This window comes from Imtechella halotolerans (genome assembly GCF_028743515.2).
Classification (GTDB): Bacteria; Bacteroidota; Bacteroidia; order Flavobacteriales; family Flavobacteriaceae; genus Imtechella; species Imtechella halotolerans.
Genome location: NZ_CP117969.2, coordinates 1,652,483 through 1,668,443 on the forward strand (window position 1 = coordinate 1,652,483; position 15,961 = coordinate 1,668,443).

At 36.7% G+C, this 15,961-nt stretch carries 16 protein-coding genes; 9 read left to right on the forward strand and 7 right to left on the reverse strand.

Annotated elements, in window-relative coordinates; translation table 11 throughout:
- Window positions 1–146 precede the first annotated feature (146 nt).
- The 5 genes from PT603_RS07390 (at window position 147) to PT603_RS07410 (ending at window position 7,539) form a co-directional block, all read left to right on the forward strand.
- Entirely contained in the window at window positions 147–626 is a 480-nt protein-coding gene (locus PT603_RS07390; protein ID WP_008238904.1) for a MarR family winged helix-turn-helix transcriptional regulator, read from the forward strand.
- Window positions 607–2,997: a 3-hydroxyacyl-CoA dehydrogenase/enoyl-CoA hydratase family protein gene (locus PT603_RS07395; protein ID WP_008238910.1), complete on the forward strand. Its 2,391-nt coding sequence runs from the start codon at window positions 607–609 to the stop codon at window positions 2,995–2,997. Before PT603_RS07390 ends, PT603_RS07395 begins: the two co-directional genes overlap by 20 nt.
- Window positions 2,998–3,048: 51 nt before the next feature.
- Window positions 3,049–4,230, forward strand: coding sequence for an acetyl-CoA C-acyltransferase (locus PT603_RS07400; RefSeq protein ID WP_008238912.1), 1,182 nt, complete (start codon window positions 3,049–3,051; stop codon window positions 4,228–4,230).
- A gap of 27 nt (window positions 4,231–4,257) precedes the next feature.
- A complete protein-coding gene (locus PT603_RS07405; RefSeq protein WP_008238913.1) occupies window positions 4,258–6,054 on the forward strand; it encodes an acyl-CoA dehydrogenase FadE in 1,797 nt (598 codons plus the stop codon).
- A gap of 144 nt (window positions 6,055–6,198) precedes the next feature.
- Window positions 6,199–7,539 carry a M28 family peptidase gene (locus PT603_RS07410; protein WP_008238914.1) on the forward strand — a complete coding sequence of 447 codons (1,341 nt, stop codon included), beginning with the start codon at window positions 6,199–6,201 and terminating at the stop codon, window positions 7,537–7,539.
- A 27-nt stretch (window positions 7,540–7,566) separates the two neighbouring features.
- Here PT603_RS07410 and PT603_RS07415 read toward each other — a convergent pair whose 3' ends face one another.
- From PT603_RS07415 to ruvX, 4 genes are read right to left on the reverse strand one after another with little or no spacing between them, the layout of a single operon-like run.
- Window positions 7,567–8,001 (reverse strand): DUF5606 family protein, encoded by a 435-nt coding sequence (locus PT603_RS07415; protein ID WP_008238915.1) that lies wholly within the window; start codon window positions 7,999–8,001, stop codon window positions 7,567–7,569.
- Window positions 8,002–8,057: 56 nt separating this feature from the next.
- Window positions 8,058–8,648 carry a peptide deformylase gene (def, locus tag PT603_RS07420; protein WP_008238919.1) on the reverse strand — a complete coding sequence of 197 codons (591 nt, stop codon included), beginning with the start codon at window positions 8,646–8,648 and terminating at the stop codon, window positions 8,058–8,060.
- A 5-nt stretch (window positions 8,649–8,653) separates the two neighbouring features.
- The gene (locus PT603_RS07425; protein WP_008238924.1) at window positions 8,654–9,346 is read right to left on the reverse strand and encodes a DUF1919 domain-containing protein; all 693 of its coding nucleotides are present in this window, start codon (window positions 9,344–9,346) and stop codon (window positions 8,654–8,656) included.
- Window positions 9,343–9,753, reverse strand: coding sequence for a Holliday junction resolvase RuvX (gene ruvX, locus PT603_RS07430; RefSeq protein ID WP_008238927.1), 411 nt, complete (start codon window positions 9,751–9,753; stop codon window positions 9,343–9,345). Before ruvX ends, PT603_RS07425 begins: the two co-directional genes overlap by 4 nt.
- Before the next feature lie 110 nt (window positions 9,754–9,863).
- Between ruvX and PT603_RS07435 the strand changes: the two genes are divergently transcribed.
- The gene (locus PT603_RS07435; RefSeq protein WP_008238929.1) at window positions 9,864–10,679 is read left to right on the forward strand and encodes a 2,3,4,5-tetrahydropyridine-2,6-dicarboxylate N-succinyltransferase; all 816 of its coding nucleotides are present in this window, start codon (window positions 9,864–9,866) and stop codon (window positions 10,677–10,679) included.
- A gap of 176 nt (window positions 10,680–10,855) precedes the next feature.
- A complete protein-coding gene (locus PT603_RS07440; RefSeq protein WP_008238930.1) occupies window positions 10,856–11,206 on the forward strand; it encodes a hypothetical protein in 351 nt (116 codons plus the stop codon).
- Between the two features lie 39 nt (window positions 11,207–11,245).
- On the opposite strand, the gene PT603_RS07445 is transcribed toward PT603_RS07440, so the two are convergent.
- The gene (locus tag PT603_RS07445) at window positions 11,246–11,578 is read right to left on the reverse strand and encodes a DUF1456 family protein (protein ID WP_008238934.1); all 333 of its coding nucleotides are present in this window, start codon (window positions 11,576–11,578) and stop codon (window positions 11,246–11,248) included.
- Between the two features lie 45 nt (window positions 11,579–11,623).
- Entirely contained in the window at window positions 11,624–12,421 is a 798-nt protein-coding gene (locus PT603_RS07450) for an alpha/beta hydrolase (protein WP_008238935.1), read from the reverse strand.
- A gap of 60 nt (window positions 12,422–12,481) precedes the next feature.
- On the opposite strand from PT603_RS07450, the gene PT603_RS07455 reads away from it, so the two are divergent.
- Window positions 12,482–12,883 (forward strand): TerB family tellurite resistance protein, encoded by a 402-nt coding sequence (locus tag PT603_RS07455; protein ID WP_008238938.1) that lies wholly within the window; start codon window positions 12,482–12,484, stop codon window positions 12,881–12,883.
- Window positions 12,884–13,038: 155 nt separating this feature from the next.
- The gene (locus tag PT603_RS07460) at window positions 13,039–13,482 is read left to right on the forward strand and encodes an Hsp20/alpha crystallin family protein (RefSeq protein ID WP_008238939.1); all 444 of its coding nucleotides are present in this window, start codon (window positions 13,039–13,041) and stop codon (window positions 13,480–13,482) included.
- Window positions 13,483–13,558: 76 nt separating this feature from the next.
- Here PT603_RS07460 and uvrB read toward each other — a convergent pair whose 3' ends face one another.
- Window positions 13,559–15,544, reverse strand: a complete 1,986-nt coding sequence (gene uvrB, locus PT603_RS07465) for an excinuclease ABC subunit UvrB (RefSeq protein ID WP_008238941.1) — start codon at window positions 15,542–15,544, stop codon at window positions 13,559–13,561.
- Window positions 15,545–15,961: the final 417 nt, after the last annotated feature.

The window sequence follows — 15,961 nt, forward strand, 5'->3', positions numbered from 1 at the left end:
ATATTGTTAAACTCTTCCCTGTGAAGAGTTTTTTTTATGCATTATTTGTACCTTAAAGAAATAATTTACAACAAGATATATTTTATTTAATTTACTATGCATGCATAATAATTTTTTGTATATTTGATACTTTCACACGTTTTCCAATGAAAGACAAAACAATAGATTATGCCCTTAGAGCCACCTGGCAGGCAGTATCACGTATGTATAACGAGGAAGCTGGTAAGCACACTAGCACAATGGCCACAGGCTTTACATTACTTAGTATAGATCCTGATTCAGGCACTCCATCTACCTCTTTAGGACCTAGAATGGGCATGGAAGCTACTAGCTTATCACGTATTTTAAAATCAATGGAAGACAGAGGACTTATATTTCGAGAAAAAAATCCTGATGATGGTCGTAGTGTCTTGATTAACCTGACAGACTTCGGTAAGGAAATGCGAGAAGTTTCAAAGAAAACGGTGCTCCGTTTTAATGAGGTAGTAAAAGCGCATATTACCGAAGAACAACTTAAAGCATTCTTTGAAGTAACAGAAATCATTAACGATCTTATCGTAGAAAAGAAAATTTACACTATAGATAATACACCAAAACCTCATAAAAATGACAAGAAGAATTTCTAAAGTAGCCGTTATTGGTTCAGGTATCATGGGAAGCGGTATTGCTTGCCATTTTGCCAATATAGGTGTGGAAGTATTGCTCTTGGATATTCCTCCAAGGGAGCTTTCAGATGCCGAAAAAGCTAAAGGTCTTAGCCTTGAACACAAAACAGTGCGCAACCGCATTGTAAATACCAATTTGGCCAATGCATTAAAATCGAAACCTTCCCCAATTTACCACCCACAATTTGCATCTCGTATCAAAACTGGTAATTTGGAGGATGATTTGAAAAAAATTGCAGATGTAGATTGGATTATAGAGGTGGTTGTGGAACGACTTGATATAAAACAAAAGGTATTTGAACAAATTGAACAATTTAGAAAACCGGGAACACTCATTACTTCTAACACTTCCGGTATTCCAATAAAATTTATGAATGACGGAAGAAGTGAAGATTTTAAACAACATTTCGCTGTTACACATTTCTTTAACCCACCACGTTACCTTAAACTATTTGAAGTAGTACCAGGTCCACAATGCAAGAAAGAAGTCACTGAATTTCTGCTTTCGTATGGAGAAAAGTTTTTAGGAAAGACCTCCGTATTGGCTAAGGACACTCCTGCTTTTATTGGTAACCGAATTGGAATATTTGGCATCCAAAGCCTTTTCCACCAAGTCAAAGAGTTAGGACTCACTATAGAGGAAGTAGATAAGCTAACGGGCCCTGTAATTGGTAGACCAAAATCAGCTACCTTCCGAACGGTGGATGTAGTAGGTTTGGACACCTTAGTTCATGTTGCCAATGGACTATATGAGAACTGCCCTAATGACGAAGCTCATGAACTTTTCAAACTTCCAGATTTTATTAAAACCATGATGGACAATAAATGGTTAGGAAGTAAAACTGGACAAGGTTTTTATAAAAAGGAAGGAAAAGAAATACTGGCTTTAGACCTTAATACATTGGAGTACCGTCCTCAGAAAAAAGCATCCTTCTCAACATTAGAGTTAACAAAGACTATTGATTCAGTCATTGACCGATTCCCAGTACTAGTTAACGGCAGTGATAGGGCTGGCGCATTTTATCGCAAAAATTTCGCAGCTATGTTTGCCTATGTTCAGAATCGGATACCAGAGATTTCAGACGAATTATACCGAATTGATGATGCCATGAAAGCTGGTTTTGGATGGGAAAACGGTCCTTTTGAGATTTGGGATGCCATTGGCATTAGGAAAGGTATTGAATTAATGAAGGCAGAAGGACATTCACCCGCCCCATGGATTGAAGAAATGCTCAATTCAGGAAACACTTCATTTTATTCAGTTCAGGATGGTGCGACATATTACTACGATGTTACCGCCAAAAAACAACTTAAAAAACCAGGACAAGATGCCTTTATCATACTTGATAACATCCGTAAATCCAATGAAGTATGGAAAAACACTGATGCCGTGGTACAAGATTTAGGCGATGGTATTTTAAACATAGAGTTCAGATCTAAAATGAATACTTTGGGTGGTGGCGTTATTCAAGCACTCAACAAAGCAGTTGATTTAGCCGAGAAAGATTTCCAAGGATTGGTAGTTGGTAATCAAGGAGCAAATTTCTCTGTCGGGGCCAATATCGGAATGATTTTCATGATGGCAGTAGAACAAGAATATGATGAACTCAACTTCGCGATTAAGATGTTCCAAGACACTATGATGCGCATGAGATACTCTTCTATTCCTGTAATAGCTGCACCTCATGGCATGACCCTTGGTGGTGGTTGCGAGCTTTCAATGCATGCTGATAAAGTGGTGGCTGCCGCGGAAACTTATATTGGATTAGTAGAATTTGGTGTAGGTGTAATCCCTGGCGGAGGTGGTTCAAAAGAAATGACCTTACGCGCCTCTGATACCTTCAGAAAAAATGATGTTGAACTCAACGTACTTCAAGAATATTTTTTAACGATAGGTATGGCAAAAGTGGCTACATCTGCTTACGAAGCATTTGATTTTGGTATTCTTCAAAAAGGTAAAGATGTTGTTGTTATCAATAGAGAGCGTCAGATTGCAGAAGCTAAAAAACATGCTCTTTTAATGGCAGAAGCCGGTTATACAATGCCAATTAAACGCACTGATGTTAAAGTATTAGGTAAACAAGCCTTAGGAATGTTCCTAGTGGGCACTGACTCCATGGAAGCAGGTAAATATATTAGCGAACATGATAAGAAAATTGCAAATAAGCTAGCCTATGTAATGGCTGGTGGAGACCTTTCTGAACCTTCATTTGTCTCTGAACAGTACTTACTTGATTTAGAACGGGAGGCCTTTCTATCCCTATGCACAGAACGTAAGACCTTGGAGCGTATACAGCATATGTTAAAAACTGGTAAACCTTTAAGAAACTAAACATAGAATCAAGCTAGATTACTTGATTCTTAATTCAAAACTCAAAACAAAATGAAAACAGCATATATAGTAAAAGCGTACCGTACTGCAGTTGGTAAAGCACCACGCGGACTCTTCCGGTTTAAGCGACCAGATGAATTGGCAGCAGAAACCATAGAATACATGATGAAGGAGTTGCCTCAGTTAGATAAGAAACGTATTGATGATGTCATAGTAGGTAACGCTATGCCCGAAGCTGAACAAGGGTTAAATGTTGCTCGTCTTATTTCTCTCATGGGACTAAAAGTAGAGGATGTTCCAGGTGTTACCGTCAATCGTTACTGTGCCTCTGGCCTTGAAACTATTGCTATTGCCACTGCAAAAATCCAAAGTGGGATGGCTGACTGTATTATAGCAGGTGGTGCTGAAAGTATGAGTTATATACCCATGGGAGGTTACAAACCCACTCCTGATTACAAAATAGCAAAGGAAGGGCATGAAGATTACTACTGGGGTATGGGACTCACAGCAGAAGCGGTTGCAAATCAATTTAATGTTTCTCGAGAAGATCAGGATATTTTTGCGTATAACTCGCATCAGAAGGCGATTAAAGCGATTTCGGAAGGACGATTTAAAGATCAAATTGTTCCTATTACAGTAGAACAAGTCTATATAGACGACCAAGGTAAAAAAGCCACTAAGACCTATACTGTAAACACAGATGAAGGTCCCAGAGCTGACACATCTGTAGAAGTGCTTTCAAAATTACGACCAGTTTTTGCTGCTGATGGTAGTGTTACAGCTGGAAATTCATCACAAATGAGTGATGGAGCAGCCTTTGTTCTTGTTATGAGTGAAGAGATGGTAAAGGAACTTAATCTAGAGCCAATCGCACGTTTAGTTTCTTATGCAGCAGCAGGTGTAGAACCTCGTATTATGGGAATTGGCCCTGTTAAAGCCATTCCTAAAGCTTTACAACAAGCGGGTATGACTAAAGAGCAAATAGATCTGATTGAGTTAAACGAAGCATTCGCTTCGCAATCCTTAGCAGTAACTAGAGAGCTTAACTTGAATCCAGAAATTATTAATGTTAATGGTGGTGCCATTGCTTTGGGTCACCCCCTAGGGTGTACCGGAGCCAAGCTTTCTGTTCAGCTCTTTGATGAAATGCGTAAACGTGGCAACAAATACGGGATGGTAACTATGTGTGTAGGTACCGGCCAAGGAGCTGCGGGTATTTATGAACTAATGTAAAACTCCTTCAAATAATTTTAAACAACCATGACAATGAAAAATATCACTCGAGGCGGACAATTCTTAGTAAAAGAGACCAAAGCCGAAGACATTTTTACACCTGAAGATTTTTCAGAAGAACAAAAAATGATGCGGGATTCTGTAATAGAATTCGTAGATAGAGAATTATGGCCAAACAAAGCTCGATTTGAGAAAAAAGACTATGCTTTCACAGAGGAAATGATGCGTAAGGCAGGAGAACTAGGCCTATTAGGAGTTGCTGTTCCTGAACAATACGGTGGACTTGAAATGGGGTTTGTTTCCACCATGTTGGTTTGTGATTATATTTCTGGAACAAGCGGATCTTTTAGTACTGCTTTTGGAGCACATACAGGAATCGGAACACTTCCAATTACTTTATACGGTACAGAAGAGCAAAAACAAAAATACGTGCCAAAATTGGCCAGTGGTGAATGGTTTGGAGCCTATTGCCTTACGGAACCAGGAGCTGGTAGTGATGCCAATTCTGGCAAAACAAAAGCAGTTCTTTCCGATGATGGTTCTCATTATAAAATAAGTGGACAAAAAATGTGGATCTCAAATGCTGGATTTGCGAACTTATTTATTGTATTTGCCCGAATAGAAGATGATAAAAATATCACCGGATTCATTGTAGAAAATGATCCCGCTAATGGTATTTCTTTAGGAGAAGAAGAGCATAAATTAGGTATTCACTCTTCTTCAACACGTCAAGTGTTTTTCAATGAAACCAAAGTACCTGTTGAAAACATGTTGTCAGAACGCGGCAATGGATTCAAAATAGCCATGAATGCACTAAATGTGGGGAGAATCAAACTTGCAGCTGCCTGTCTAGATGCACAGCGTAGAGTCATAGGAGAATCTGTAAAATATGCCAATGAACGCATCCAATTTAAAACTCCTATTGCGAAATTCGGCGCCATCAAACAAAAATTAGCGGAAATGGCAACCTCAGCCTATGTGGATGAATCTGCCTGTTACCGTGCAGCTAAAGATATTGAAGACCGTATAGCCATGCGTGTCGCTGAAGGAAATTCACACCAGGAGGCTGAACTTAAAGGAGTTGAAGAATATGCCATTGAATGTTCTATCTTAAAAGTAGCCGTATCAGAAGACGTACAAAACACAACTGATGAGGGTATCCAAATTTTCGGAGGTATGGGATTCAGTGCTGACACACCAATGGAAAGTGCTTGGAGAGATGCTCGTATATCACGGATTTACGAAGGAACCAATGAAATAAACCGAATGCTTTCTGTAGGAATGCTAATCAAAAAAGCAATGAAAGGCCATGTTGACTTACTTGGCCCTGCTATGGCTGTAAAAGACGAATTAATGGGTATTCCATCATTTGATATACCTGATTATTCCGAATTATTTGCAGAAGAAAAAGAAATCATCGGAAAACTTAAAAAAGCATTTTTAATGATTGCTGGTGCAGGAGTACAAAAATTTGGGCCTGAGCTAGAAGAACACCAACAAATATTGATGGCTTCTGCTGATATTTTGATAGAAATTTACATGGCTGAATCCGCCATATTACGTACTGAAAAAAATGCGCAACGTTTTGGAGAAGCTTCTCAAGAATATCAAATAGCAATGGCACAATTGTATCTTTTTAATGCTGTTGAAAAAATAAATTCTAAAGGCAAAGAAGCAATCATATCCTTTACAGAAGGTGACGAACAGAGAATGATGCTTATGGGACTTAAGCGATATACTAAATACGCCAATTTACCAAATATCGTTGCATTGAGAGAGAAAATTGCCGATAAACTTTCAGCAGAAAATACCTATTGTTTTTAAAAGTTCTCGAATCTTGTTAGGTTTTAGAATTTAGTTGTTAGTAAAAAGCCATCCTACTAGGGTGGCTTTTACAATTTCAAAAATATCTTTTTACATATTTCCAGTACAGTTATGTAACTTTACAACAATCTAATTACCAACCTCATGAAGAAAACCATATTAGGGTGCGTTCTTTTTGTTAGCGTTATGCTCCACGCACAATCCGATCCTAAAGTCTATACTATCATAGATTCCATATCAGCTTACCGAATCGAAAAAGACATACGAACTCTAGCAAATTTTGGAACTCGAAATACTTTTAGCGACACGATTTCCAACACTAGAGGAATAGGCGCTGCTAGACGTTGGATAAAGGAAGAATTCGAAAAGATTTCAAAAAACTGCAATTCTTGTTTAGAGGTATTCTACCAAAAAGATTATGTAACGAAAGAAATGGGGACAAGAGTTCCTCATGATGCTTGGGTAGTCAATGTGGTAGCTATTCAAAAAGGTACCAGATACCCTAACAACTTTATTATTATGAGTGGAGACATAGACTCCCGTGCTAGTAATACTATGGATTTTACAACTGATGCACCAGGTGCTAATGATAATGCAAGTGGGATGGCGGGTACTATAGAAGCAGCCAGAGTACTTTCCAAGTATCAATTTGAAAATAGCATTATTTATGTAGGACTTTCTGGTGAAGAACAAGGGCTATTTGGAGGTGCCGGTTTGGCGAAGTATGCCAAACAGCAAGGTTGGAATATAATTGGCGTGTTTAACAATGACATGATAGGGAATATTGACGGTATCGATGGTGTTATTGACAATAGGAGTTTTCGTATTTTTTCAGAGCCTGTACCACCCACATTAACAGAACGTCAAAGAAATATGCATCGTTTTTATGGTGGAGAGGTGGATGGTATTTCCAGACAATTAGCTAGATATGTGTACAAAACAACAAAAATGTATATGCCAGAAATGAATCCTATGATGATTTACAGGCTTGATAGATTTGGACGTGGAGGACATCACCGTCCATTCAATGATCTAGGGTTTGCTGGTATTCGTATTATGGAGGCTCATGAAAACTATAACCGGCAACATCAAGATATCAGAATTGAAAATGGTATTTCATATGGAGATGTTGTTGAAGGTGTAAATTTTGACTACACCAAAAAGCTTACAGCCGTGAATGCCATCAATTTGGCAAGTTTAGCATGGGCACCCCCTGCTCCTACTGAGGTACTTATTGGTGGAGCTGTTGCTCCTTCTACCAAGCTAAAATGGAAAAAAGTAATGGATAACACCGTAATTGGTTATAAAATTTATTGGAGAGATACCACATCACCTACTTGGGATCATAGCAGATTTGTAGGGAATACAGACCAATTTATCCTAGAAGGTATTGTAATTGACAACTTTTACTTTGGGGTATCCGCTGTAGGAATGAATGGACATGAAAGCGTAATTACATTCCCGGAAGGAACTATAAGAGATTAAAAAAACCTCACAATGTGAGGTTTTTTTTTATGCTTGTTGTTCTTCTTCGGTTGAAACTTCAGTAGCTTCAGATTCTTCATTATTAAGTTTGCCATTTTCTTGAAGAAGGTTGTACCACTGCAATACTTTTTTAATATCACTGGCATATACACGATCTTCATCATAATTAGGCAATACCTCAAAAAAGTATTCTTCCAGAGCTTCCTTACTGTCTTTAGGAGAAACACTCGTTTTTCCTCCGTTTTCTTTCGTTTTAATAGCTTTAAACACCTCTCTTAGAGGCACCTCTTCTTGTAATGTATAAATAGCAATTTCTGAAAGAAGACTTACGTTGCTTCTTAAACCAACAGTAATGCGTTTACCATCCAATAATGAAACCGCTACAAAGCCGGTACGTGTTTGTGTATGCAATTCATACAACCCGGGTTTTCCCGAGATTGATAGTATTTTTTCTAGACTCATAGTTGTATACAATTGAAGCGCAAAGATGCACTTTTTAGTGTGTTTTCAAAAAAAAATTAACGTCCTTTTTTGGTATCTGGAAAACGCATACGATAGTCTACGTCCACTTTTCCTTTACTAATATTATTTAGTTTCCCTTTTATTAGTCGCTTTTTTAACCCAGATAGTTTATCTGTAAATAGTACTCCTTCAATATGATCATATTCATGTTGAATTACACGAGCTGCCAATCCGCTATAGGTTTCTTCAAAAGTTTGAAAATTTTCATCTTGATATCTTATGCGTACTGTTTCCTTTCGAAAGACATCTTCTCGGATATCAGGAATACTTAAACAACCTTCATTAAAAGCCCATTCATTACCTGATTCCTCAAGAATAATAGGATTTACAAAAACTTTTTTGAATCCTTGTAATTCTTTTTGCTCCTCTTCAGATAAGTCCTCATCTTCTGCAAAGGGACTTGCGTCAATTACAAATAAACGAAGAGCAAGCCCAATTTGAGGTGCTGCCAATCCTACCCCATATGCCCCATACATTGTATCCATCATATTTTGGATTAACTCTTTAAAATTAGGATATTCAGGGGTTAGGTTTACTGTTTTCTTTCTCAAAACAGGATCACCATATGCAACTATAGGTACTATCATCTTATTTACTTTTTAAAATGAGTGCGCTTTACCACTCCTGTATTTAACCAATGTACTATATCTATATATAGGAATGCTAGTTTAAATACTTTCTTCCCGTTTGGAGTTGAATTTAACCGCTCTTTACATTTCTGATGCAAAACTATGTTTTCTTTAGCGGATAATTGATAATCTTGACAAGAAAAAGACAATTTGTTTTCAAAAGGAATCTTATGAAATTCCTTTACAATTTGTTCATCAACATTATCTCTCTCTACCAGGACTGGAAACAACCTATTCTTTTCCTCAGTTTCTAACATCCTTTTTTTTCTTCTAGTCCATTTTTCCATGGCTTCTTCTTGAGAGTCATAATGTGAAAAATGCACTTCAATATCATCCAATTTGCCTATAGGATACCAATGTTTTTTGGTTTTAGGATATATACTTTCTTGGATAAACTCCAAATCTTGTTTAAGATAATAGTCAAAATTCTGAAGAAGTTTTAAATAACAAGGTCCATTTAGATATAAACCAACGAAGGGGGTATTATAGGTTTTCCCTAACCATTGATATACTTGTCCACCAAAACAATTGTTAGAAATGATTACAAATTGATGGTTATGCAATCTTTTCTGATCTTGGTAGGTATAGTACTTTTTACCATACTGAACAATCTTCCTTCTTATAAATACTTCTGTCTTTCTTAAAAGGCTCTTCATTTGGTCTGTAGATACGATTGTAATATTAGGGTTGCGCTTATCTCATCGATAAGTGATTTATTTTGACGTTGCTTCTTCTTTAATCCACTATCTATCATTGTCTGGAAAGCAATCTTAGAAGTAAAACGCTCATCTACTCGCTTTATTGGCATTTCAGGCATTGCCTTTTCAAGTCTTAGTAGAAAGGCAAGTATGGCGGATTCACTCTCCGAGGCTTCATTATTATGACGTTTAGGTTCCCCTACGACAATGACCTCCACGTTTTCCGTTGAACAGTAATTAACAAGAAAATCAAGAAGTTTTGGGGTCTCAACAGTAGTTAACCCAGAAGCAATAAGTTGAAGCTCATCAGTTACAGCTATCCCACTTCTTTTGGTACCATAGTCAATGCCTACAATCCTGGCCATTTGGTTTAATTTTTGGCAAATTTACATTAAAATTGTGACACCTATAAAAACGTCCCTTATAATCCTTTATAAGCACTTATCTTTGTCATACTAAAATACATTAAAGATCGATGACTGAATTACAACAACTCATAGAGAAGGCGTGGGATAACCGCGAGCTATTAAAAGAAGATAGTACTACTACAGCTATACGCACTGTAATTGACCTGTTAGATGCTGGAGAATTACGTGTTGCTGAACCAACTGAAAATGGATGGCAAGTTAATGAGTGGGTAAAAAAAGCCGTTGTACTCTATTTTCCTATTCAAAAAATGGAAACTTTAGAAGCTGGAATTTTTGAATATCATGATAAAATTCCATTGAAAAGAGGTTACGAAGCCAAAGGAATACGTGTCGTTCCTAATGCTGTTGCACGTCATGGTGCATATATATCATCGGGTGTAATTATGATGCCAAGTTATGTCAACATTGGTGCCTACGTAGATAAAGGTACAATGGTGGATACTTGGGCTACTGTAGGAAGCTGTGCTCAAATCGGAAAAGACGTTCATTTAAGTGGTGGTGTAGGTATTGGTGGTGTACTTGAACCTCTACAAGCCGCTCCAGTTATAATAGAAGACGGTGCTTTCTTAGGCTCTCGCTGTATAGTTGTTGAAGGTGTACGTGTTGAAAAAGAGGCAGTTCTTGGAGCCAACGTTGTACTTACTGCATCAACCAAAATAATTGATGTAACTGGGGACTCCCCTGTTGAGATGAAAGGAATTGTGCCAGCGCGTTCTGTGGTTATTCCTGGAAGCTACACTAAAAAATTCGCTGCTGGAGAATTTCAAGTTCCATGTGCTTTAATTATTGGCAAACGAAAAGCATCAACTGATTTAAAAACATCACTTAACAATGCATTACGTGAATACGATGTAGCTGTTTAAATCAATATTTTTACTTAAACCTTACTAAAGGCCTGGAGAATTCCAGGCCTTTGTTTTTGTAATCCATTAACAAACAATAGGTTATTACGTTAAAACAAGGTTAAAAAAAACTGCTGATGTAACAATTTACAGTTTATACAGTCTATAAAGTATCAATCATCAAAAATCGAACTATTATGAAAAATTTATCCGTTTGGCTGTTTGCAATGGCGTTTACCATAGTTAGCAGCGTTAGTGCCTACAATTCTACATCTGTAGTGGAACTCCCTTCAACAATTGCCCAACTAGTCACCAAAGAAATTGGAAAAACACTTGCTAACCACCCTATTGAATTAGGGAATCGAGACGAAATTATTGCTAATGTTACTTTCACGGTAAACAAAGAAAATGAGATTGTTGTTCTTTCTGTAGATTCTAACTGCAAGGACACTTGTCAATACATCAAACAACGTCTTAACTACCATAAACTTCCTGTAACAGGTCTTGAAAGAGATCGTAAGTACAAAGTAACAGTTAAGCTACAATAGTATAGTGTACCACTAAAACTAAAAATCCTGATTTAAAAATCAGGATTTTTTTGTTCGATTACTCACTGGCTTACCAGCATTTTTATTTGATAGAGGCATTGAGGTAGTAGCCTTCTTCTGTTTTAACAAAACTTCTCCAGGGTTCTTTGGATTTTCTTTGGTACCTCTTAAATACAATACCATTCCATTTAGAAAATTTCTTAAAATCTGATCTCCACAATTCTTATAGTTTGGATGATCTTCATTTCGAAAAAAAGCACTTAATTCACTTTTTGAGATTTTAAAATCAACTAACTTCAAAATCTCAACAATATCATCGTCTTTTAAGGCGAGTGCCACGCGCAACTTTTTAAAAATATCGTTATTGGTCATATTTCAATTTCTTAGCAGCAAAGATACTTATAAGTTTTTGTAAAATTATCGCATTAGCCAAAGAAGCGCTTTAGGTAACTGCTCTCTCCACAATCTCTCATTGTGCTTTCCTCCTTTTATAACTTCCGTATGTAATTGAGTATTCTTTCGTACTTTTTCCCTTAATAATTTGTCCATGGTATATAAATCCTTAACCATAAAATCAGCTTCGTCATCACCACACATCATATAAATTTTCGCCTTTTGATTCAATTTAGCGTTATCCATATACGTATAAATAGAGTCTGAAAACCAAAAAGAAGGTGAAAAAACCCCTGCCTTACCAAATGTTTCAGGATGCTTTGCTAATGCATACAAGGATAGCAATCCTCCTAAAGAACTCCCTAAAATTGTTGTGTGTTCCGCACTCGATTTCGTTCTATATTCCCCATCCACATAAGGTTTAACCACGGTAACAAGAAAATTAAGGTATGCATCGGCATTACCTCCACCATAATTTTCATTTGGGAATGGGGTCAATTCTTCCATTCGCTTATCATTACCGTGTTCAATTCCAACAACAATGGCCTTGATTGCCAATGTATTCATTGTTTCATCGACCCCCCACTCTCCAGAAAAGGAAGTTTTACTATCAAACAAATTTTGAGCATCGTGCATATAAATAACTGGAAACTTTCTTCTTGACTTCTCATAGTCAACAGGAAGATACACCCATATTTTTCTAACGGCCCCTAGTTGGTAGGCATCAAGCTCAACAGAAGTAACCAATGAAGACCTAACTTCTTGACAATTGCCTGTATACCAACAAGAAAACAATAGCAATATGGTGTTAAAATATTTCATCTCATCGATTTATCCTTTAAAATTACATTGAATTTATGTAAATTCAACAAAAAATAAGCTATGAGCACCCAACACAAAAATCTTAGCATTCTAGCACAATTGATTTCACTTATTAAAGCTGATAATGATATCAAACAACGTGAATATGATTTTGTTTCTTCCATAGCCAAAAGAATGGGGGTTCCACAAAATAAACTTGATGCACTTTTTAGCGAAGCTGTACCATACAAACCCTTGGAATCTGAAGCGGAACGTATATTACAATTTCAACGTCTAGTACTAGCAATGAATGTAGATGAAGATCAACACCCAGAGGAAGAAAAATTCATTAAAGAAATTGGACTAAAAATGGGACTAAGTCCGTTTGCAATCAACATAGTATTAAAGGTAATGCATGAATATGAAGACAAAATAGTTCCTCCACAGGTACTAATTGACATCTTCAAAGTACATTATAACTAAACTTCTAGAATAGAGTTCAAATCATTAAAAGACCGACATTTTGTCGGTCTTTTTGATTATATTCAAGACAAAAAGGCATTAAAATAGTATTGGAATAGCATTTGTTTATCATGTTACACATTCAAAACAATTGTGTAACATAAAATATATCAGCTATGAATTTAGTAAAACAAAAAAACAACACCTGGTTTCCATCCATTTTTGATGATTTTCTACATCCGAATTTCTTTGGAGAGGTAGTAAACAGAAACGATTGGAATATTTCTGTACCTGCAGTAAATATAAAAGAACATGATTCATACTTCTTGGTGGAAATGGCTGTACCAGGAATGAAAAAGGAAGATTTCAATATTTCCCTAGACAATCAAGTATTGAGTATATCTTCAGAAAAAAAGACTAGTGCAGAAGAAAAAGACAAGGAGGGCCGCTATACCCGAAAAGAATTTAGTTACAATTCCTTCAAACGAGCATTTTCTCTCCCTGAGTCCGTGGCTACTGAAAAAATTGACGCAACCTATAAAGATGGTGTTTTACTATTAACACTTCCTAAAAAAGAAGAAGTGTTACATCAATCCAAGCGTTTAATAGACATTAGATAAGAAATATTTAGATTGGTTGATTAGAATTGGTTAGTTAGTGTAAGGCCGGATAAGTAGTTATTATCCGGCTTTATTTTTACATTTTTTCCTTCAATGCCTTTATTTCATCCCTTAATTTTGCCGCCTGTAAAAAGTCAAGTTCTTTTGCTGCTTTCTCCATTTCTTTTCGCTTTTCTCTTACTTTTTTCTCAATATCCTCTTTTGAAAGATATAACACCTCAGGCTCTAAAGCGTGAGCTTCATTTGAGGTTTTCATTTCAGCACTTGAGCTCTTGCCCAAGACAGTATCAATTTTCTTATTCAATGCTTTAGGAACAATATTATGTTCCGTATTATATCTCATTTGTTTTTCACGCCTATAATTGGTTTCATCAATAGTGATTTTCATACTGCGTGTAATAGTATCTGCATACATGATTGCTTTCCCATTTAGATTTCTTGCAGCACGACCCACCGTTTGTGTTAATGATCTGGCGGATCTTAAAAAACCTTCTTTATCAGCATCTAGAATTGCCACCAATGATACTTCTGGTAAGTCCAATCCTTCACGAAGCAAATTAACGCCTATAAGCACATCAAAAAGACCTTTCCGCAAATCTTGCATAATCTCAACCCTCTCAAGCGTATCAACATCACTATGAATATACCTACAACGTACAGCAATTCTAGTTAAGTATTTACTCAATTCTTCTGCCATTCGTTTGGTAAGTGTAGTTACAAGCACGCGCTGGTCAAGCTCTACTCTAAGTTGAATTTCTTCTACTAAATCATCTATTTGATTTTGACTGGGACGTATTTCAATTATGGGATCTAACAAACCCGTGGGACGGATAACCTGCTCCACATACACTCCACCACACTTTTGCAATTCATAGTCAGCTGGTGTTGCGGAAACATAAATAACCTGATTTTGCAGCTGTTCAAATTCCTCAAATTTCAGTGGTCGATTATCCATGGCAGCTGGTAATCGAAACCCATATTCAACTAGGTTTTCCTTCCTACTGCGATCCCCTCCATACATGGCATGAACCTGCGGCACTGTCACGTGACTCTCATCAATAACCATAAGGTAATCATCAGGAAAATAATCCAATAAACAGAAAGGTCTGGTACCTGCCTCTCTTCCATCTAAATAACGAGAATAATTTTCAATTCCTGAACAATATCCTAATTCGCGAATCATTTCCAAATCGAAATTGGTACGCTCTTCCAATCGCTTAGCTTCCAAATGCTTCCCAATTTCCTTAAAAAAATCAACTTGCTTCACTAAATCCTGCTGAATCTGCCAAATAGCATTCTGCAACACCTCCGGAGAGGTTACAAACATATTGGCCGGATAAATAGTTAATTTATCGTATTTCTCAATGATTGAATTATTTATAGGATCAAACGCTTCAATTTCTTCAATTTCATCTCCAAAAAAATGAATTCTGAAGGCATGATCAGCATACCCTGGAAAAACATCAATCACATCTCCTTTTACCCTAAAATTTCCTCTAGTAAATTCAGCCGTGGTTCTAGCATACAGACTTTGCACTAATTGTTTCATGAATTTAGTACGCGAAATAATCTGGTCACGTTCAATGGCAATCACATTTTTTTGAAACTCTATAGGGTTCCCAATACCATATAAACAAGATACAGATGCCACCACTAGAACATCTCTTCGTCCAGAAAGCAAAGAAGATGTAGTACTTAGACGTAATTTTTCAATCTCTTCATTAATAGACAGATCCTTCTCAATATACGTTCCTGTCACAGGGATATAAGCTTCCGGTTGATAATAATCATAGTAAGAAACAAAATACTCCACGGCATTATTAGGAAAAAACGCCTTGAACTCAGCATATAGTTGAGCAGCTAAAGTCTTGTTATGTGCTAACACCAATGTTGGTCGTTGAACCTCGGCAACAACGTTGGCGACTGTAAATGTTTTTCCTGAACCAGTCACCCCTAATAATGTTTGATCTGATTCTCCACTACGTATACCCTTGACGAGTTGACGAATAGCTTCCGGCTGATCACCGGTAGGCTTAAATTCTGATTCTAATGTAAAACGCATGTTGCAAAGGTAATAAAAGCAACCTCCAAAGAGGCATAATTTATTAAAGTACAGAAAACTTCCTCAGAGGAGATGTAGAAGTACTGTATGCGTTCCTCGTTTGCTATTTACCTACTAAATAGACCTCTGAAAGTTGTATGTTTATATAACAATTGAGCATTATGACACACATTTTCATCCGCACAACACACCCTCATTCTTTAGGATTATTTAACAAATCAAAAAAATCCTTATGATTCATCCTATCAAAATCATATTAATTCTTTTCTCTTAAATCCTGTTTTTAGAGCTATCAAAATAAATACGGACGTTTTCAAGACTATTAAACAGTACATTTTGAAAATCGAAAAAGATATCAATCTTATCGAAATATCAAAAATATATAAGTATTAGATAACGCTAATTCTTTTACATTTT